26 protein-coding genes are annotated in these 15,988 nt (G+C 63.5%); 3 read left to right on the top strand and 23 right to left on the bottom strand.

Annotation, left to right across the window (positions count from 1 at the left end):
- Positions 1-35: 35 nt before the first annotated feature.
- Together ACFXN1_RS02360 and ACFXN1_RS02355 are read right to left on the bottom strand one after the other, a co-directional pair.
- Positions 36-230, bottom strand: coding sequence for a hypothetical protein (locus ACFXN1_RS02360; protein ID WP_379436229.1), 195 nt, complete (start codon positions 228-230; stop codon positions 36-38).
- Positions 231-268: 38 nt separating this feature from the next.
- Positions 269-1,087, bottom strand: a complete 819-nt coding sequence (locus ACFXN1_RS02355) for a hypothetical protein (RefSeq protein ID WP_379436230.1) — start codon at positions 1,085-1,087, stop codon at positions 269-271.
- 132 nt (positions 1,088-1,219) lie between these two features.
- On the opposite strand from ACFXN1_RS02355, the gene ACFXN1_RS02350 reads away from it, so the two are divergent.
- The gene (locus tag ACFXN1_RS02350; protein ID WP_379436232.1) at positions 1,220-1,522 is read left to right on the top strand and encodes a DUF6907 domain-containing protein; all 303 of its coding nucleotides are present in this window, start codon (positions 1,220-1,222) and stop codon (positions 1,520-1,522) included.
- A gap of 473 nt (positions 1,523-1,995) precedes the next feature.
- On the opposite strand, the gene ACFXN1_RS02345 is transcribed toward ACFXN1_RS02350, so the two are convergent.
- From ACFXN1_RS02345 to ACFXN1_RS02315, 7 genes are read right to left on the bottom strand one after another with little or no spacing between them, the layout of a single operon-like run.
- Positions 1,996-2,271: a hypothetical protein gene (locus ACFXN1_RS02345; RefSeq protein ID WP_379436233.1), complete on the bottom strand. Its 276-nt coding sequence runs from the start codon at positions 2,269-2,271 to the stop codon at positions 1,996-1,998.
- Positions 2,268-2,501, bottom strand: a complete 234-nt coding sequence (locus ACFXN1_RS02340) for a hypothetical protein (protein WP_379436234.1) — start codon at positions 2,499-2,501, stop codon at positions 2,268-2,270. The genes ACFXN1_RS02345 and ACFXN1_RS02340 overlap by 4 nt, the downstream gene beginning before the upstream one ends.
- Positions 2,498-2,953, bottom strand: a complete 456-nt coding sequence (locus ACFXN1_RS02335; protein WP_379436236.1) for a hypothetical protein — start codon at positions 2,951-2,953, stop codon at positions 2,498-2,500. Before ACFXN1_RS02335 ends, ACFXN1_RS02340 begins: the two co-directional genes overlap by 4 nt.
- Positions 2,950-3,216 (bottom strand): hypothetical protein, encoded by a 267-nt coding sequence (locus ACFXN1_RS02330; protein ID WP_379436237.1) that lies wholly within the window; start codon positions 3,214-3,216, stop codon positions 2,950-2,952. The genes ACFXN1_RS02335 and ACFXN1_RS02330 overlap by 4 nt, the downstream gene beginning before the upstream one ends.
- Positions 3,213-3,461, bottom strand: a complete 249-nt coding sequence (locus tag ACFXN1_RS02325; RefSeq protein WP_379436239.1) for a hypothetical protein — start codon at positions 3,459-3,461, stop codon at positions 3,213-3,215. Before ACFXN1_RS02325 ends, ACFXN1_RS02330 begins: the two co-directional genes overlap by 4 nt.
- A complete protein-coding gene (locus ACFXN1_RS02320) occupies positions 3,458-4,438 on the bottom strand; it encodes a hypothetical protein (RefSeq protein WP_379436240.1) in 981 nt (326 codons plus the stop codon). The genes ACFXN1_RS02325 and ACFXN1_RS02320 overlap by 4 nt, the downstream gene beginning before the upstream one ends.
- A gap of 44 nt (positions 4,439-4,482) precedes the next feature.
- Positions 4,483-4,731, bottom strand: coding sequence for a hypothetical protein (locus tag ACFXN1_RS02315; protein ID WP_379400381.1), 249 nt, complete (start codon positions 4,729-4,731; stop codon positions 4,483-4,485).
- A gap of 116 nt (positions 4,732-4,847) precedes the next feature.
- Between ACFXN1_RS02315 and ACFXN1_RS02310 the strand changes: the two genes are divergently transcribed.
- A complete protein-coding gene (locus tag ACFXN1_RS02310; protein ID WP_379436242.1) occupies positions 4,848-5,162 on the top strand; it encodes a hypothetical protein in 315 nt (104 codons plus the stop codon).
- On the opposite strand, the gene ACFXN1_RS02305 is transcribed toward ACFXN1_RS02310, so the two are convergent.
- The 13 genes from ACFXN1_RS02305 to ACFXN1_RS02245 all read right to left on the bottom strand — a co-directional run bounded on the left by ACFXN1_RS02305 (position 5,159) and on the right by ACFXN1_RS02245 (position 14,015).
- Positions 5,159-5,830 (bottom strand): DNA-methyltransferase, encoded by a 672-nt coding sequence (locus ACFXN1_RS02305; protein ID WP_379436243.1) that lies wholly within the window; start codon positions 5,828-5,830, stop codon positions 5,159-5,161. The two genes, ACFXN1_RS02310 and ACFXN1_RS02305, sit on opposite strands and share 4 nt — an antisense overlap.
- 214 nt (positions 5,831-6,044) lie before the next feature.
- Positions 6,045-6,746, bottom strand: a complete 702-nt coding sequence (locus tag ACFXN1_RS02300; RefSeq protein WP_379436245.1) for a hypothetical protein — start codon at positions 6,744-6,746, stop codon at positions 6,045-6,047.
- A gap of 108 nt (positions 6,747-6,854) precedes the next feature.
- On the bottom strand, positions 6,855-7,562 hold the full coding sequence (locus ACFXN1_RS02295) for a DNA-binding protein (RefSeq protein ID WP_379436246.1): 708 nt from the start codon (positions 7,560-7,562) through the stop codon (positions 6,855-6,857).
- 210 nt (positions 7,563-7,772) lie between these two features.
- Complete coding sequence (locus ACFXN1_RS02290) at positions 7,773-8,165, bottom strand: hypothetical protein (RefSeq protein WP_379436248.1); 393 nt, start codon at positions 8,163-8,165, stop codon at positions 7,773-7,775.
- The gene (locus tag ACFXN1_RS02285) at positions 8,162-8,689 is read right to left on the bottom strand and encodes a hypothetical protein (RefSeq protein ID WP_379436249.1); all 528 of its coding nucleotides are present in this window, start codon (positions 8,687-8,689) and stop codon (positions 8,162-8,164) included. The genes ACFXN1_RS02290 and ACFXN1_RS02285 overlap by 4 nt, the downstream gene beginning before the upstream one ends.
- On the bottom strand, positions 8,686-9,639 hold the full coding sequence (locus ACFXN1_RS02280) for a hypothetical protein (protein WP_379436250.1): 954 nt from the start codon (positions 9,637-9,639) through the stop codon (positions 8,686-8,688). Before ACFXN1_RS02280 ends, ACFXN1_RS02285 begins: the two co-directional genes overlap by 4 nt.
- 68 nt (positions 9,640-9,707) lie before the next feature.
- Positions 9,708-10,589 carry a hypothetical protein gene (locus ACFXN1_RS02275; RefSeq protein WP_379436252.1) on the bottom strand — a complete coding sequence of 294 codons (882 nt, stop codon included), beginning with the start codon at positions 10,587-10,589 and terminating at the stop codon, positions 9,708-9,710.
- Complete coding sequence (locus ACFXN1_RS02270; protein ID WP_379436253.1) at positions 10,586-11,044, bottom strand: hypothetical protein; 459 nt, start codon at positions 11,042-11,044, stop codon at positions 10,586-10,588. The genes ACFXN1_RS02275 and ACFXN1_RS02270 overlap by 4 nt, the downstream gene beginning before the upstream one ends.
- Positions 11,041-11,736 carry an exonuclease domain-containing protein gene (locus tag ACFXN1_RS02265; RefSeq protein ID WP_379436254.1) on the bottom strand — a complete coding sequence of 232 codons (696 nt, stop codon included), beginning with the start codon at positions 11,734-11,736 and terminating at the stop codon, positions 11,041-11,043. Before ACFXN1_RS02265 ends, ACFXN1_RS02270 begins: the two co-directional genes overlap by 4 nt.
- Positions 11,729-11,953 (bottom strand): hypothetical protein, encoded by a 225-nt coding sequence (locus tag ACFXN1_RS02260; protein ID WP_379436256.1) that lies wholly within the window; start codon positions 11,951-11,953, stop codon positions 11,729-11,731. Before ACFXN1_RS02260 ends, ACFXN1_RS02265 begins: the two co-directional genes overlap by 8 nt.
- Before the next feature lie 3 nt (positions 11,954-11,956).
- Positions 11,957-12,847 carry a recombination protein RecT gene (gene recT / locus ACFXN1_RS02255; RefSeq protein WP_379436257.1) on the bottom strand — a complete coding sequence of 297 codons (891 nt, stop codon included), beginning with the start codon at positions 12,845-12,847 and terminating at the stop codon, positions 11,957-11,959.
- On the bottom strand, positions 12,847-13,857 hold the full coding sequence (locus tag ACFXN1_RS02250) for a YqaJ viral recombinase family protein (protein WP_379436259.1): 1,011 nt from the start codon (positions 13,855-13,857) through the stop codon (positions 12,847-12,849). The genes recT and ACFXN1_RS02250 overlap by 1 nt, the downstream gene beginning before the upstream one ends.
- The gene (locus ACFXN1_RS02245; RefSeq protein WP_379436260.1) at positions 13,854-14,015 is read right to left on the bottom strand and encodes a hypothetical protein; all 162 of its coding nucleotides are present in this window, start codon (positions 14,013-14,015) and stop codon (positions 13,854-13,856) included. The genes ACFXN1_RS02250 and ACFXN1_RS02245 overlap by 4 nt, the downstream gene beginning before the upstream one ends.
- 425 nt (positions 14,016-14,440) lie before the next feature.
- On the opposite strand from ACFXN1_RS02245, the gene ACFXN1_RS02240 reads away from it, so the two are divergent.
- Positions 14,441-14,839, top strand: coding sequence for a hypothetical protein (locus tag ACFXN1_RS02240; protein ID WP_379436261.1), 399 nt, complete (start codon positions 14,441-14,443; stop codon positions 14,837-14,839).
- A gap of 84 nt (positions 14,840-14,923) precedes the next feature.
- Here ACFXN1_RS02240 and ACFXN1_RS02235 read toward each other — a convergent pair whose 3' ends face one another.
- Positions 14,924-15,388: a hypothetical protein gene (locus ACFXN1_RS02235; RefSeq protein ID WP_379436262.1), complete on the bottom strand. Its 465-nt coding sequence runs from the start codon at positions 15,386-15,388 to the stop codon at positions 14,924-14,926.
- Positions 15,389-15,988 lie beyond the last annotated feature (600 nt).

The raw sequence follows: 15,988 nt of genomic DNA, 5'->3' as shown, positions 1-15,988 counted from the left end.
CGAGGATCTCCCGTGGAGTCATCAGGTGCTCGCTCCTATCGGCCGCGGCGATTGGTTGCGCGGGCCTTGCGCGCGGCACGGTTCTTGATGCGCCGACGCGAGATCTCGTCGTCGGGGACGGTGCCGGCGTAGACGTGTTTGCCTTGCAGGCCGAGCAGGATGGCGCGCGCCCATGGGGTGTCGTAAGGGTCGGGACGAGTGTCGCGCGGCAGAGGGGTGATTTGGAGCATGAGAAGTTCTCTCCTGTAGATGATTTCGGCGCTGCCGGTTATGCCGCAGCGGATTCGTCTCGCAGATACCAGCTGCCGACCGCGGGTCGCTCACGGCAGTGCACTTCAAGCCATTGCTCGCCAGTCGCCCCGATGCCGTACCTCGCGCGGTATCCGGCTTGATCGGAAATCAATTCGACGGTTTGCCGACCTGCACGCAGCACGTCACGCTGCAACGCCGCAACCCTGAATGGCGGGTTGCCGATCCCGAGTGGGTCGTCCTGTTCGCGCTCAAGACTGATGTCGTACCCGCGGGTGTCGTCGCACCGCCACCAGCGCGGGCTCGACGCGGCACGCGCGTATTCAGAGCCTGAGACCTCGTTCGCGTCTCTCCCGAAAAGGGTCTGCAGCAGTTCGGGATTGACCTCGTCGAGCCGCAGGTTGAACGAGTGCGTCAATCCCCGGATCGCGGTGACGGCATCACCCCAACCGCCCTCAGCGGCACGGGCGCGCAATGGGTTCGCGTCGACCGTGCCGATGGCTTCCCACCCGGCATCGCTCTGTCGATGGATGGTGCCGACGGGCCGAAGTGGTGTCGGGGCTGGCACGAAGTCGCCTGTGAAGGTGCTTCCAGGGCAGAGGATTTGGCTGTCGTCGTCAGCGTGACGGTAGTTCGGGTCGATCCAGCCCGCGCGACGCATCTGCCGCATCTGGGTAGTGATCTTCAGGCCGTGCCAGTCCTCGTCGCACCACGGGTGTGGGCATTTGTCCTGGTTGACGTTGAAGTCGTAGCCTGACCGGTTGTCGTATCCTGCGAGCTGTTCGTCGACGAGTTCGTCGATGGCGTCGAGGATGTCGCGGCCGGCGGGGTCAGTCACGTGGCTATTCTCGAGACGAGGTCAAGCCAAGCTCATAGATTCATTCGATGGGTCGAGTCTTCCCCTGTTCGCAGCCGGCTATTCACTGGCTGTGGCGGGCAGAGTCCTTCGGGGTTGGGCAGGATAGAGCCCATGAGTCAAAACCCGTGCCCCCGATGGTGTTCCGAACACGTCTACCTGAATGCCGCCGACCCTGACGCGGAGCCCCTGCACCGCAGCACCCCCGCGGATTTGGCCATCTCGGGCTCGAACCTGGCGCAGGTGTCGGCGATGGTCCGGGTCCAGCTCGAAGGGGCATACACCTCTGAGGGGTTGTTTGACGAGTGGGCCGACCTCAACATTGCGGGCAACGGCACCGAACTGACCGCCGTGGAACTGCGCTCGTTGGCGCGCCTGCTCGACGAGGCCGCCGATCGGCTCGAGGGCGCACGGTAGCTCCAGCCACCCTGAGATGACGAGAGCCGGTCGCGGAGGGGGGGTTCCGGGACCGGCTTCGCCAGACGCACATCGGCATTTTATTCCTGATGTGACGGCCGTTACAGTACGCCGGTTCGGCGGCAATCTCGAGCCGACATGCTCAAGCGAGCGGCGTTTCCGTCCGGAAGTCCTTGAAGGTCTTGTCAGACGGAGCGAGTAAGCTATTTGTCGCAATACACCCCTCTGGGGTGACAACTCCACATAGAGAGGAGCAGCCAGAATGAGGCGCTGCCCTGAATGCAACACGCAGGTTCGGATGACGTCCGCCGAGGATGGGCATCTGGTCTTCGAACCGCACGACGTCCCGGACTTTGAACGGGACCTCATGATCACCTGCCCGCAAAGCAATCACGGTCTCGGCCGGGACCGCGGCAGTTACTGATCCACCGGGCGCGACCCTGTGCGTCGGCGGCGATCAGTTCCGCCGACGCTCATGGGTTTGATTCTCCGGCGTCAGGCAGGAACGGATTGGCCGGCACCAGAATTGCGCGCAGGTCCGTGTAGTGCCAGGTGCCGTTGAGTCGCAGCGGATGTCGTTGCCTCTCATCGCCGCGCTCGACGACGAAGTAGAGGCCATCTCCGCCCATCTGGGCGCTGACCACATCGCCCGGCTGGAGATCGATCCCGGTGGCCGTGTGGGTGTAGCCGTAGGAGTCGGTGAACGTGACGGTGCCGTCGGCGATCGTCAGGGAGGGCGCGTTGCTCATGGGTTTGATCCTCCGTCGTTGTCGCGCAACCAATCCCGGATCACGGGGAACGCCACGCGGATGCACTGCATCACGTCGCCATGCTTGATCTGCATGTTGATTGTGTGCGGCTCGATGAGCGCCTTGATGCGGGTTTTCAGCTCGGGCGGCATCGGCTCGTCAAGGGCGCGTTGCAGAGTTGCCTCGATGTGTCGGCTCTGATCGTCGGTCAGGTCGTCGTCCGAGCTCATGCTGCTGCCCTCTCCATGTCCAGCACCCAGCCGTCCGGCATCGGCCCTTCGCAGTGCACGCGCACCCAGTTTCCCAGTGTCGAGTACTCGTACATGGCGTGGGTATCGGCGTCCGCAGCGAGCCTGATCCACTCGTTACCGAACCTGAGGAAGCACCGGCGCGGCACCAGGAGGACCCGACACGGCTCACCGAATAGGTCGTCGCGCTCGGCGATATCGAGCAGCTCGATACCCTCGCGCTCACGCGCGTCCGGGACGTCGAATCGCCACCAGCTGCATGCACCCGGCATCGGGTGCCGGAGCTCCATGAGGATCCGTTTCAGGCTGACCCGGGCAGGGTAGTAGTCCGGGCATTCGCGAACGCTGTCATAGGCAGTCACCCGATCCGACGCCATCGGCGCCGGCCTGTACGGCGAGTCGACGATGTACACGAACCTGGCGTCGATACTCATGCTGCCGTTCCTCCCTCATCCGGCAGCCAGAGAACGGTCGCCGGGTAGTGCAGTTCCGCTTCGGTGTACGGCATCTCGGTGCCGGCGACTTCCCACTGGTCGGGCACTGGGATGGTCCACGGGTTGTGGCGCACAGCCACCTCGAACTTGAAGTGGGAGTCCTCGCTGGCGGCGTACTCGCTGCGGATAACGGTTCCCATCGGCAGGGTGAGCGCTTCCTCCCGGCCGCGGACCTGGTCGCCGACCTTCCACTGCCTCGTCATGCTGCTGATGCCCCCGCGTTGTCTCCTGTCAGGTTGTTCGGTTCGAGCGAGAAGAACAGGATGCTCGTGCGGGCTGGCGGGGCACCGTGCTGGGCGGTCACTCGGTTGAAGATTGTGAGGTACATCTGTTCACGCGTGCGCCCGCCTGGCGTGATTCCGGTCTCGGTGTAGACATTGGTCGACCCATTGGGCGCCGTCCACTGCAGGGTGATGAGGTAATGGAATTGCATCACAGCGTCGTTCATCGTTTTGTTCCTCGTTTCGGTTGTCGGCCGCGTCGATCGAAGGTGCGTTCCTGCACCCAGGGGCGCGGCTGCTCAATGCGGGTGGGGCGCTGGCATCGGTAGGTCGGGACGAGCGTGGCTTGTCGCCGCGGCGGAGGTGTCGGTTCCGCGGGGTCGCCGATCGTGATCTCCCACCGCACAGGAATGCCGGAACCCCAGCCGCGGATGATGTGCCGCGGATACTGAATTCGCCGCGGAGGCTGAATTCTCTGCCCCCACGCTTCCAACGGCCAGCATTCCGAGTCGAGGTGCGCAGCCACCGACAGCCCGAACGTGGGAGTGCGATCGTCGTGCGACACAACCTGTTCGAACCCTGCACCGTGGTCGACCCACACGAGACCGTCTCTGCACTCGGTGTCCGGGTCGAGCAGCGATGGCGCCGGCGGATGCTCTTGCATGGCCCGGTCCAACACGGGGTCGGGTGCGGTGGGCGTGTCGTCGGCGTGTGGCCATTCGGCCGGCAGCAGCGGGTTCGGTGGCAGGACTAGCCGGTGCAGTGTGGACGAATCAGGTATGTCCCAGGAGCCGAGGATCGAGGGCAATTCGTGGAACGACGCCGCCACCGTCCGCAGGCTGGCGGCGAAGTCCCCGAACAGGGACACGGCCGAATACAGGAGCGAGCCGATGTCTGGGTAGTGCGCGGGCCGCGGCCATTCGTACGGCTTCGCAGGCGCGGGTGGTCCGGTGAAGTCTCCACCCGGGCAGATCACTTCGGAGTCGTCGTCACGGTACCTGTAGTCCGCGAGCATTGTTGCGTGCCAGCGCATTTCGCGCATGCGGGTGGTGATGGCGAGCCCATGCCAGCTTTGCCAGCATCCTGGCCACTGGCATTTCGGGTAGGTGGGGTCGTCGTAGTCGTAGCCGCCGATCGGTTCGCCGGCGTCGAGCTGCTCGGAGATCAGAGCGTCGATGTCGGTGAGTACGTCACGAACTGGCATGCGCTCATTCTCGAGAGCGAGTCAAGCCACCCGGACGGCTCGATCTACCCCATTGGTTCTTCGCGGGGCGCTTTTCGGCCGGGCGTCGATGGCGCGATTCCGTGGTCGCGGGCTACGCGCCGGAGATAGGCGGCCGTGTACGGTGACTCGTCCGCGACATCGGTGGGGCGTTCGCCGGCGCGCAGCGCTGTGATTGCTGCGTCGAAGACTTCCTTGCGGGCTTCCTCGGTCCGAGCAGACAGGCGGAGGAACTTCTTCGTCGCCTTCCTGAGGCCGTCCATCTCCGCGGTCACTTCCCGATCGTATCGGGTTTGGAAAGCCGGTCTGCTGATCAGCTGGACCAATGCGATACCGTGTATCGCAATAGAGGTTCGCTTTCTAGCGTTCACCCTTTGCGGAGGATTCTCGTATGAATGACATCGAATCTGGTTGCAGCATCACGTTTTCGCCTGGCCGAGCCGATGACGGGACCGAGGTGTTCGTGGGGACCTGCACTGCCTGCGGGCTACTGATTCGAGCAGCGACACGCGAGGATGCCCAGGCCCGGTTCGACTATCACGTGAGCATTCCCGCTCCTCCACCGGAAGTCCTGCGCCGGCCGATCACGCCCGCGGACGTGGACAACTACCCGGAGTACTTCCTCAACGGCAGCGGCTATGGGATCGCCGCGCGGCTCACCTGCGAACACGGGCGGGCGCTGACCGATCCGTGTGATGAATGCTAGGCCGCGGCACCGAATTCGAAGGAAGCTTCCGCGAGCCTGTTCGCGATGAGTTCGCAGTAGCGTTCTTCGAGCTCGATACCGATCGCGGGTCGGCCGAGGTTGCGGGCTGCGACCAGCGTGGAGCCGGACCCGGCAAAGGGGTCGGCGATGACGCCGTCGACGCTGCGTGCGATGAGGGTTTCCATGAGGCCGAGTGGTTTCGGGGTGGGATGGCCGATTTTCCTGGTCAACGCCGACGGGCTGACAGATGTGCGCAGGACCGATCCCATGCGCCGGTGTGTGCCTTTGGGCCATTTGCCCCATAGGTAGACCTCTTCGTGGCTGGACCCGAAAGCGCAACTGAGGTCGCCCATTCCTGGGCCGGAGCCGTCTGTTTTGTCCCAGACGAGTACGAGTTTGATTCCGGGAGGTCGTGGGACGCGCCAGGTTCCGAACATGAGAGCGGGGCTGCCGGGGTTGTGTTCGAACCATCGCGTGAGTGCTTGGTCTCGGATTTCGGTGGTGTCGTCGCCGGCGATGAGGGTTGTTCGGCCGCCGCGGCCGGTGTACGCCATGCCGTAGGGCGGGTCGGTGATGAGTACGTCCGCGGCAAGCCAGGTGTCGATGTCCAGGCAGCTGCCGTGGTACAGCGTTACTAGGTTGTCGCTGTAGTACGGGGCAACGGTCATGGTGCCTCCCGAGCCCAGATGTGGGCTCCCATTTCAGAATGCGACCGTCTATTGGTCGCGAATGTGAGACGAGCGTGCCCATCATCGCTCGGGAGTCAAACCGGCTAATTCAGTCGCCTTTGCTCATGGCGTGTGCGTGAGTAGCGTTTCGGATTGCGGTCCGGCTGACGACCCCGCCGCAGGTCGTCACCGAGCACAGCGCCGATGAGGCGCCCTACTCGCTGGCTTTGCTCCTCCCGCTTGTGGTTTGACCGAAGAAAAAGCCGAGGATCAGCAGCAACATGTTGACGACCACCTCAGGCACCGCCGTGTGTGTCCACATCGCGACCACGAGAACGATGCTGAAGCCGACCAACAGCAGAGCTCCAACAAGAACGGCGACTGGCTCCCGTTGGAGGAGAGACCAACGAACCTTCCATTTGCGTTCGTGAGCCTCGGCCTTCCTTAGTTCACGGGCCGCAGACTCTTCCTGCGCTCTCAACTCGATATCCAACTCAGCTTGGCGCTTGGAGCTCGCCGACACAGCTTCCGAGATCTGCTGTTGCACTTGCGGATCGTCAACGTTCGCCTTGACTACCTCGATAATCTCGGCTGCCTGTTCCTCGTTGGAGAGGCGGCGCAACGAAGCGCGCAGTTCGGTTTGCCGTTCCTCAAGCATAAGGAGGATGTCCTCAACCTGAAGCTTTGGAAGGGAGCTGTAGATGAAAATCTCGTTCTTTAGGCTCTTCGGCAGATCACGGGGTTCACCCCGTCCGACAAGACCGTTGATGATCTGCCCCAGGAGACTGTTCCACCGGGCAGCCTCGGTCAGGTCGGCCGGCTCCGCATGGTCGGAGATCCCCACTTGAGCCATCAGGCTGCAGGCAACGTCGTAGCCCGTGACCTCGTTGCGAGTGCTCGACTTCCGTTTGAACAACGGTTCCCCTTCTGGTTTCGCAGTCGGCCCATCCGTCCCGAGTGTCGCATAGTTCGCTGCGCCGTCGCGGCCTGCCCTTCGCCGAAGTCGAGCCCGGAGTTATCCGCTCTATGCGGAGACCCTCTTCCGATATGGCTCTCGTCGTGTCCCAAACACCGGACCCGCTTCGGGGTCGTCGAGCGCGCCTTCGTCCCACTGAAACGGCAACGGCCACCGGCGTTTACGCCCCATTGCACGCGCCCGCTTAGATGGACCGGGCTGCATCTGCAACCGATCGAACAACGCAGCCACCTGGCGGTGCCGGCGAGCCGTCACCTGATCCTGCCCGAGCAGGACAGCGAGGTTCTTGAGCTGCATACCCAATTCCCCCGCCACGACCGTCATGGTCCATCCCGCGGCCACCAACGCCTGCAATCGGCGCCGCGTCCCGAGTGCGGGCACCAACGCCTGCGGTGCGGCGGCCTCGAATACCGACTCCGGCAGAGGGACCGACAGAAATGCATCCGCAGTTGACTGCTGAACCCACAACGCCGGACCCCGACCAGTCTTCCCACGCAACAGCACCGCAAGAGACTGCCGAGACATCCCCGCCGCAGCGCAAATCTGCCGCAGACTCATCCCCGCCCTGTTCAACGCCTCGACATGCGCACGCACCGGCGTCGCGTCCACGCGGTCTGCATTCCATCGACCGTATGCGTTCTGCCGGTACCGATTCCGCTCATAGCAGCGGTTGCACAGTCCGCGGCGCAACGGCTTGAACTCCCGCCGGCACTCGCCGCACAGCGACACGGCCAGGGTCGGCGATTGCTCACCCATTGCCGACCACTCCCAGCGCTTGCCGCACAGACGTTCGAGACGCGCGATCCGATACCGATCCACCCAAACCGCCCGAAACTCGCTCCACGGCAATGCTGGACGGCAATGCGGGCGCGTCAAGATCAGATGCGCGGTCGCTGAAAACAGGGGCGGTCGGATGGGACTGCGTCGCTACCAATTGAAAATCCTTTCCATTAAGGCTGGAGTTTGTTACGCGACCTGCGTTTTTGCGCCGGTTGTACGGAGTACGCAGGGCGCGTGGGCTTCTTGGCCGTGTGGGTGGCAGGTGGTTCCTGGCTCGGCGCCGCAGTTCGGGCACTGGTAGTTGATTGCGCCGTTTACCTGGTATGCCGCCTTCACTGCGCGCCGCATGGGTCGTTGCGTGGTTGCGCGGGTAGCCATTTGGTTGGCGAGGTCGATGACGGCGGCGGTTGTGATGGCCCACGGCGAGGTTTTGAGGTGGATGGCGACGGCTTCGAGCGCTACGGCGACGTCGAGGTGCCCGATCGCGTCGTCCCAGTACTTGATGACGTCGGCGTTGATTTCGCGGTGGTCGTATTCGGCGATGGCGCCCAGGACGCGGCCGATGTCGGCGCGGTTCATGACGGGATCGCTTTCTGGTCAGCGATGCGGGTGAGGATCCGGTGGAACGGGTTCGCGCGCGGGTCGGTTGGTGTCTGCGCGAGTTCGTCGCGAGCGGCCAGGCGTCGCTGGAGTTCGGCGCGCTGGTCCGCGGTGAAGTGGGTGTCGGTTCGTTGCCCGAGGGCGATCTGCCGGGAGAGCCGGTGTGCCTGCGGTGGCGTGAACCCCATCTCCTGGAGGGCGTGGCAGGCTTCCTCCATGCGGTGACGTCGCTCGTCGGGTTGCGCGCGGAGCGCGTCGAGGCGTGCGGTGCGCGCGTGTTGGAGGATCGACGCGGGCAGTGGCCGGTAGCCGGGTGGTTCGTGGTTGTAGGCGTGGTCGACGCCGGCGATGAGTTCGTCGCGGGTGAGCCGGGATTCGGCGAAGGCGTTGGCCCAGGCGGCGATGGCGGTTTGGCTGGGGTGGGGGAACCAGAGGTCGTAGCCGCTGCAGCGTTTGAGGATGTCGGTGGCGATTTCGATGTACTGCTCGGGGTTGGTGGTCATGCGGTCTGCTCCGTGTAGTCGCCGTCGATGACACCCAGCAGGGGCCGGTTGTCGTTGGAGGGCAGGGCGTTCTGTTGGCCGGGGACAATGCCGAGGCTGCGTTTGAGTTCCGTGGCGGCGGCGTCCCAGCCGAGGGTTTTGCGGTCGTGGTTCGACAGGTGCAGGGCGCCGGGGTCGGGGCTGGCCACGGTTGCGGGCCGGGTGCGGGCGCGGATGACGTCGGTGACGAAGTGCGGGAACTGGCTCGGCCCGAGGTCTTTCGCGAGCCAGCGTTCGAGGCCCGCCGCGATGTCCTCGGCGGCGATGCCTTGCTTGAGCATGGCGCCGGCGTGTGTGGCGAGGGCTGTGCGGGTGGCTTGGGGGAAGCCGTTGCAGGATCCCTTGATCAGCTTCCAGCCGTCGATGTCGACCTTGCGGCCAGGCTCGTCGAGCGCTGCTGCCGCGGCGGTGTTTTCGAGCTCGCGCGCGTTACTTACTAGAGCCGCACTAGGTACGTACGTAAGTACTTCTTCTTCTATATCTATATCTGGTACAGATCCGCTAGGAAAATCTCTAGCATCTGCTAGCCCGCTGCTAGGGTTTCGGCGGTGGTTTCGCTTGGCGTTGGCCGCCTTCGCTTGTCCGCCCTTTTGCCCGGCTGATCTGGCCTTTTCCCGCTTCGATTCGACGTCGGCGCGGCTCTGCTGGTGCTCCAGATAGTCGTGGAAGACGACGCAATTTTGTTCTGCGTCTTCAGAACACGCACCGGCAGCAAGAATCGCTTTTCTGTTCCGATCTGTTCCCATCTTGCGCCAGGCGGCCATGCTGATGACGCCGTCGGTGAGGAACTCCGCGCAGTGCAGCCAGGCACGGATGATGAGGAACTTCTGGGCGTCGTTGAGGGCCGCGTACTTCGGGTTGCGGTCCATGTCGACGGCCACGGTGATGAACGGTCGGGTGTCTCTGGGCATGGTGTGTTGGGTGCTCCTGCAGGGGCGCGCAGGTGCGTGCGCGCCCTCTCCGATGGGAGTTCGAGGGGTTATGCCGCGTTCTTGCGGAGCTTCGCTTTGCGACGGCCAAGAGCCTGCTCGCCGGCGTCGTGTTTGAGGTTGAGGGCTTCAGCGACGCGAGTTCCGGTCCAGCCGTTTGCGATCGCGTAGTCCAGCAGCGCGGTGCGTTCCGGCTCGTTCACCTTGCCGCTGTGCTTTCCGTGGATGATCCGATCGAGCAACACCTCGTCGAGTTCGTCGTCTGGTGTCGCGGGCATCCAGATCGGCGACTGTTGCGGGTGGTCGATATCGTGGCCTTCCCACGCCAGGGGCGGGAGATAGCCGCTGTTGCGGGCTCGGGTCTCGCCGTAGCGGCTGGAACCCGGTGTGCCGGAGAGCTCTTCATAGAGTTCTCGGACCTTCGCCCAGGTCTCGTACTGGACCCAGGTGCGCGTGTTGTATTGGCTGAACTGCCGACCGGACACGCCAGCGAGCTGCCCGAGATCGTCGAGCTTCCAACCGATAGCCAGCAGCGCTTGAATGCGGCGCTTAGTGCCGATGTTGGGGACTTTCATCCCGGACTGTGCGGGTACGGGCACATGCGTCACGGCCATGATCCGGGCGGCGCATTCGATGCTGACCTTGTCGTGGACACGGTGGCGGATCTTCCACACCGATTTCTGGTCCATTCCCGCAGCCGCTGCGATGGCATGGTCGCTGAACCCCCAGTTGTAGAGGGTGTCCAGGTGGCTGGCGGGTTCTGCGAGGGGAACGAAGGCCGGGATCCCTCGTGCGGCACGCATTTTCGTCACCTTGGCGGCTTTGTATCGGCCGAGCTTGGGGACGGTTGTTTTGCGCGGTCCGACCGCTGTTGGTTGACGCCATTCCGCTCTCGGGTACGCGGGAGCGGCAGGCTGGCGTGAATGGCTCATGACCGCCCGCCCGCCAGCGCCTTGTTGACCTTCGTTCCGGACATGCCGAGCTGGATACCGATTCGCCGCTGGGCCCAGCCATGCTCACGAAGTGCGCGCGCGTATACCGGTTTGTCTTTGGCTTCGATACGGACGGGTCGGCCATCCAGGATGCGCTGCAGGACGACCGCGTTGGGTGTTGTGATCGGCGGTTCAGGTCGCGGGAACAGTGCGGGCAGCTCGGTCGGATCGACTGCGAGGAGCCGCTTTTCGAGGTCGGGGTGGATCAGCCGTGACCGGCCGGCATGCAGTCGCAGCAGTGTCATGGAGGGCCAGGTGAGGTGCTGTGACAGGCGGTGGATGGTGACCCAGCGGGTGGCCATGATTGTGGCGAGGTGTTCGGTGGCTCGGGTGGCGTCGATGTAGCCGCGGTCGATGAGCAGTTGGGCGCCGACGGTGGGTTCGGTGGTGGTCATGCTGCTTCGGCTTTCGTGGAGTAGATGGGCCATTCGGTGCGCACTCCGCTGGGGTCGCGGTCACTGCGCCGAAGCCAATCGATGAATCGGTGGGCGTCTTCGCGGTACCAATGCGCTTGGCGTTCCATGAGTTCGTCAGCGGTGTAGGTAGCCAGTTGCGGGTAGACGCGTGGGAGCTTCCAGGCGAGGCGGGCTGCAGCGAGAGCGTCGGCTTCGGCGTCGTGGGCGTCGTCGAGCCGCATGCCGTAATGGATCATCACCGCGGACAGCTTTCGTTGCCCTGCGCCCTTTCTGAACCGGTCGTACTGCTTGTCGAGTACGAATGGGTCTGCCACGCACCCGGTTACGGCGAACGACGGGTTCTGCGAGGCCAGGAGTGACAGGTCGAACGATGCGTTGTAGACCGCGAGAGCGCGGCCCTCAGCCCATACGGCGCGCAGTTCGGAGATGACTTCGGCTACCACCTCGTTGTGCGGGTGACCGTGTCTCTGCACGTATTCGTCTGTGAATCCATGGATTTCGGTGGCCTCCGGCGGGATTGGGATGCCCGGATTGGCGATACGGTGCATGCGCTGCACGTTGGGGCCGTCGATCCGGAGGATGCACGCCGAGACAATTCGCGCGGTCAGCGGATCCGCTGAGGTCGTCTCGAGGTCGAACGCGGCCAGAGGAAGTTCGGTCCAGCTAGTCACGGTGCTTCTCCGCTTCGAGGATGGATTCGCCGACTGCCATGTAGACGGCTTTGTAGCCGGGGTTGTCGTTGGAGTAGTGGAGGGCTTGGAGTTCGGAGAGCTCGTTGTTTCCGAAGAAGCGGACGGCGTAGGCGTCTCCGCCCTCGCCGGGTCGCTCACCCGCAATCGGGTAAGCGACCCAGGCTCCGTCGTCCAGCGGCGTCTTGCGCTGGCTCACGGGCTACTCCCCCGTGTCCGGCGGGAACATGCCGCCATCACCGGGAGGCGGCACACCCTCGTAGTAGTCCGCGGGTGCATCCTGCACGTCGGCAGTTTCGGCGTCGATGACGTCCGGTTCGACGTGCTGGGGAGTGTCGATCGCCTCTTTGCCGAGATCGAATCGGACGGACCCGTCGTTCTCGACGGCCAGCGCCAGTTCGGTGGACATCGGCAGCATCTTGGACAGCTGACGCACCATGGTCTTCTTGGCCATGCCGTCAAACTCGTCGACCCACGGCCCGAACACTGCGCCGTCCTTGTTCTTCGCGGTCGCGTACTTGTTCCGGTACTTGACCATCTCGGCATACGAGATCGGATCCGTGATCGCGTACCCGCCTCCGCGTGTCCGCGCAACGGCGTAGTAGGCGCGCGAGTCTCCACGGTCGCCGTCGAGGAACGGCTTGTGGACCCACTTGTCGTCCGCTGCACCGTATTCGACCTCGAAGAAGTCGTTGGCATGGATGATGCGCGCCGCTACCGACAGGACACGATCTGACCGGTACGCGAGGTCGACAAGCCCGCGGTAGCCAGCCACGAACTGCGCCTTGTACATGCGGTCCTTACGGTCCCAGAAAGGCAGGACGTACGCCTGCCCGAGGACGCCGGGGCGCAGGCCGAGCTGGGCGCAGGTCATGAAAGCGCCGAGCACGCTGAGCTGCTCACACTGGGCGAGCTTCGGTGTGCGCTGGATTGCGGTGAAGGCGTCGCGGATGAGCTGTTTGGCTTCAGCGCCGCGCGGCATCGCCAGCTCGAATGCCTTCTCCATCTTCTGGATCGACGACTTCAGATCGTCGTCCTTCTTCGCGGGCGCGGTCTGGTTCGCTTCGATGCGGTCGACAAGGTTGCGGGCCATCAGGCCACCTCTTTCAGGTCAAGTGATTTCGCCTGGTACTGGGCGTAGATGTCGGGGTGGTCTTCGCGCAGTTCGCCCGTGTCGAGGCTGGCGAGGGTGAGGTACTCGGCGTAAAGGTCCGGCTCGGCGTCGCGGAAGTCCTTGGAACGGAAACGGCCATTCTTCAACGCGACCCACACGTCGTCGCCGACGAGCAGCCGGTCGTGGCCATCCATGAGTGCGCGGATCTGGTTGCCGGCCGCGGCTTTCCGTTTGGCGGCGTCGTTCTCGTCCGCCAGTGCCTGCCGATAGCCAGCATGGAGGGTGCTGATCTGCTGGCGGGTGACCTGCAAGTCTCCGCCAACGTACGGGTGGAGCATCTTGATCGATTCGCGGTCGGCAGTGGTGCCGGTGATCGCAGGCTCCACGTCGGCGATGACGTGGTCACGCCAGAAGCGGTCGCAGGTGTCGGCGACGATGTCGATGAGTCGCTCGTTGCGTTCGATGACGGCGGTCTCAAGGTGATTGCCGCCGATGAGGCCCGCAGCAACCGCGCGGGTGGCCCCGGTGACGTACATGCCATGGTGCAGTTGCAGCTCGGCATGGTCGGGGATCTGGCCATTCCACTTGCCCGCCATGAACCAGGCGGTGTTCTTGGTTTCGAGCAACGCCCCATCGAGGTCGCTGTTGCGAGACCGGAGGATGCCGTCCGGGGAGTAGAGCATGTGGGGACGTTCAAGGGACTGGAGCGTGCCCGGGAGTTCGAAGGTCACGCCGAGGCGCTGGCAGGCGACCTGCCGGATGATGGGTTCGAGCATCCGCCCCCAGAACATGGATTCGGTGTCGACACCGGAATCCGCTGGTGCGCGGCGGGTTTTGCGCAGCCAGATCGTGTAGGGCGAGTCCCAGTCGACGAGGCCGAGGAGCCCGGAGACTTCCGAGGATCCGACGCCGGCCAGGCGTGCTTCGAGCCATTCGGGGCTGCCGTGTTCGGTGCGCGGGAGTTCGCGGTAGAGAGCGGGGTTGGTCACCAGGTGCTCCACAGGGTGAGGCTCCAGTCGAGGAGCCAGGCGGTTGCGCCGAGGAATGCACCGAGCGCGATGAGCAGGAAGTACGCGATCACGGCGTGGACGAGCCCGTGTATGGCGTTGCCATCAGGGCTTTCAGGGATAGGCTGTCGATCGGACATGCCATGGCCTTCTTTCGCTTTGGGTTGCTGTGGCGGTTCGGCCTGTCCCCATGCCAGTGGGGGCGGGCACCTAACTTCAGAGAGAGAGTCACCAGAGAGAGTCTGTCGTGCAATGCAGTGAATCCGATTGCTTGCACTGCACACAGTACAGTGGGAGAGACCTCGGCGCAACACCGCCTGTCTGGTGAGCTAAGTGAACGCCGCCCCAACGCGCCTACCCCGCCCGAACAGCGGAAATGTTCCGGAATCCTGGGAAAGTAGGGGGAAGTGTGCAGCGAACCGTTCAAACTCCAACGAACACCCGATAGCATCGAGACGCCAGAGAGAGAGGCCCCCTACGGGGCTGGCCGCACACGAAAGGGTGTCCGGTGTCGACCCAGACAGCACAGAGCGAGACGGAGTGGTCCAGATACCTCACGTCTCTAATGACCGCGCAGCAGGTCAAGAACAGCGAGGTCGCCGATGCCATCGGCGTATCACGCAGCACGGTAGGCAATTGGCAGCAGAAGGGCGTCGTTCCAGATTGGAAACAAGTTAGGTCTGTCGCGCAGTTCTTCAACCGCCCACTCAGTGAGGCGCTCATCCGAGCCGGATTCGCGACCCAGGAGGAACTCAACTTCGTGGCGCCGCCACTCATACCAGAGTCGATGTCCAACGAGCAGCTGCTCCTGCTGCTCAAGGACCGGCTCGATGAGCTCACATCGTTGCGAAAGGTGATGGCCGGCAACGAAGCCGCGCCAGATCCCGGAGGAAAGAAGCGACCAGCAGCGGATCGCGCACCGACGAGGAGAAGGGGACGCCAAGAGGCATCTGGCCGCCCTTAGCGCGCTCAGAAACCTGACAGTGCCCCGCACCCAGGGGCAGGGCGGCGACCCTGGTTGTAGTCGCCACTCCCCTGCCTCACTGGTCTATACGGTTGCGTTGTAGATCCGTTGGAACTGCTGATCCTGCCAGCTGCGGAATGTGCGGGCCGCCTGGATCATTCGCACGACACGGTCATCCTCGAACGCTTCGATGCTGATGATGCATTCGTAGTAGCAGCCGTGGATACGGTGAGTTCCGCGTCTCCAGTACTTGGGCCGGTGCCCTGCGGGGCGCTTCATCCACGCGTTCCAGGCGGCGGTGCGCAAGTATCCGAGTTCGGCGTCCACGAGGAGCTGGTAGGGGCGGACGTCGATTCGGTTTTGCTCTGCCCACACGACGATTCGGCCGATTTCTTTCCAGTACCCTTCGCGGTCTTCCGAAACGCAGGTAGATCCTGTTGGATCGTGGATTTCGATCCCCAAGCGCTTCAAGTCTTCGGCCGAACGCTCAATATCGTCGGCCGATTCGCTGTCAATGTAGCTGTAGTGGACTTTCTGATACTCGAGCATCCTGTGAGTTCCTATGCGCGCATGGGTGTACCGCTCCACCGCTACGGAGCGGTCACCTCGGTCTCCCGGGCCGCCGAGGATCGCTGATATTCGATCCTGTCGACCCCATACATGGCCAGCTAACCCCAAATACCCAACTGGCCCGCCTCACGACAGAGGTACCGCAAACAGGTTCCAGGTGTCCCATCTGCGTCTCGTCGCTGTGGCATACATGGGACTCTAGTATGCGTCCTGCATTTTGTCCCACACGGCCCCGTCAACAGTTCTTGGACCGTCGGGCGACAAACCGGCGATTCAGAATCTGGCCGATTTTGCACACTTTCAGCAATCTCAAACGGACCATTTTCCAAAACAAGAATCCCCACCTTGGATGACTCTTCAACACAGTTACCAACCGGTAACCAGAGTGGGCGAAGGCTTGGCGTCCAGGAAACACCCGGGTACATCGAAGGCCGGTTACCAGTCAGAACCTGCTCAGATCTACGATTATCCGAGAATTTAGGTCACACTAAATTGCGCCATTTCGTGCCACATCCACCCCAGCTATGGACTTTTTCGTTCAAATGTGAACTACCAACGCGCCTGGATTGACGCAACCCT

The sequence above is a fragment of the Nocardia sp. NPDC059154 genome (assembly GCF_042755705.1).
Lineage (GTDB): Bacteria > Actinomycetota > Actinomycetes > Mycobacteriales > Mycobacteriaceae > Nocardia.
Note: the sequence above shows the minus strand (reverse complement) of the source record. Positions and strands in the feature narration are given on the sequence as shown.

Bases quoted from the DNA above. Each gene is read 5' to 3' on its own strand.
- ACFXN1_RS02360 (WP_379436229.1), bottom strand. From the start codon at position 230: ATGCTCCAAATCACCCCTCTGCCGCGCGACACTCGTCCCGACCCTTAC.
- ACFXN1_RS02350 (WP_379436232.1), top strand. From the start codon at position 1,220: ATGAGTCAAAACCCGTGCCCCCGATGGTGTTCCGAACACGTCTACCTG.
- ACFXN1_RS02345 (WP_379436233.1), bottom strand. From the start codon at position 2,271: ATGAGCAACGCGCCCTCCCTGACGATCGCCGACGGCACCGTCACGTTC.
- ACFXN1_RS02340 (WP_379436234.1), bottom strand. From the start codon at position 2,501: ATGAGCTCGGACGACGACCTGACCGACGATCAGAGCCGACACATCGAG.
- ACFXN1_RS02335 (WP_379436236.1), bottom strand. From the start codon at position 2,953: ATGAGTATCGACGCCAGGTTCGTGTACATCGTCGACTCGCCGTACAGG.
- ACFXN1_RS02330 (WP_379436237.1), bottom strand. From the start codon at position 3,216: ATGACGAGGCAGTGGAAGGTCGGCGACCAGGTCCGCGGCCGGGAGGAA.
- ACFXN1_RS02325 (WP_379436239.1), bottom strand. From the start codon at position 3,461: ATGAACGACGCTGTGATGCAATTCCATTACCTCATCACCCTGCAGTGG.
- ACFXN1_RS02320 (WP_379436240.1), bottom strand. From the start codon at position 4,438: ATGCCAGTTCGTGACGTACTCACCGACATCGACGCTCTGATCTCCGAG.
- ACFXN1_RS02310 (WP_379436242.1), top strand. From the start codon at position 4,848: ATGAATGACATCGAATCTGGTTGCAGCATCACGTTTTCGCCTGGCCGA.
- ACFXN1_RS02305 (WP_379436243.1), bottom strand. From the start codon at position 5,830: ATGACCGTTGCCCCGTACTACAGCGACAACCTAGTAACGCTGTACCAC.
- ACFXN1_RS02295 (WP_379436246.1), bottom strand. From the start codon at position 7,562: ATGGGTGAGCAATCGCCGACCCTGGCCGTGTCGCTGTGCGGCGAGTGC.
- ACFXN1_RS02290 (WP_379436248.1), bottom strand. From the start codon at position 8,165: ATGAACCGCGCCGACATCGGCCGCGTCCTGGGCGCCATCGCCGAATAC.
- ACFXN1_RS02285 (WP_379436249.1), bottom strand. From the start codon at position 8,689: ATGACCACCAACCCCGAGCAGTACATCGAAATCGCCACCGACATCCTC.
- ACFXN1_RS02280 (WP_379436250.1), bottom strand. From the start codon at position 9,639: ATGCCCAGAGACACCCGACCGTTCATCACCGTGGCCGTCGACATGGAC.
- ACFXN1_RS02275 (WP_379436252.1), bottom strand. From the start codon at position 10,589: ATGAGCCATTCACGCCAGCCTGCCGCTCCCGCGTACCCGAGAGCGGAA.
- ACFXN1_RS02270 (WP_379436253.1), bottom strand. From the start codon at position 11,044: ATGACCACCACCGAACCCACCGTCGGCGCCCAACTGCTCATCGACCGC.
- recT (WP_379436257.1), bottom strand. From the start codon at position 12,847: ATGGCCCGCAACCTTGTCGACCGCATCGAAGCGAACCAGACCGCGCCC.
- ACFXN1_RS02245 (WP_379436260.1), bottom strand. From the start codon at position 14,015: ATGTCCGATCGACAGCCTATCCCTGAAAGCCCTGATGGCAACGCCATA.
- ACFXN1_RS02240 (WP_379436261.1), top strand. From the start codon at position 14,441: ATGACCGCGCAGCAGGTCAAGAACAGCGAGGTCGCCGATGCCATCGGC.
- ACFXN1_RS02235 (WP_379436262.1), bottom strand. From the start codon at position 15,388: ATGCTCGAGTATCAGAAAGTCCACTACAGCTACATTGACAGCGAATCG.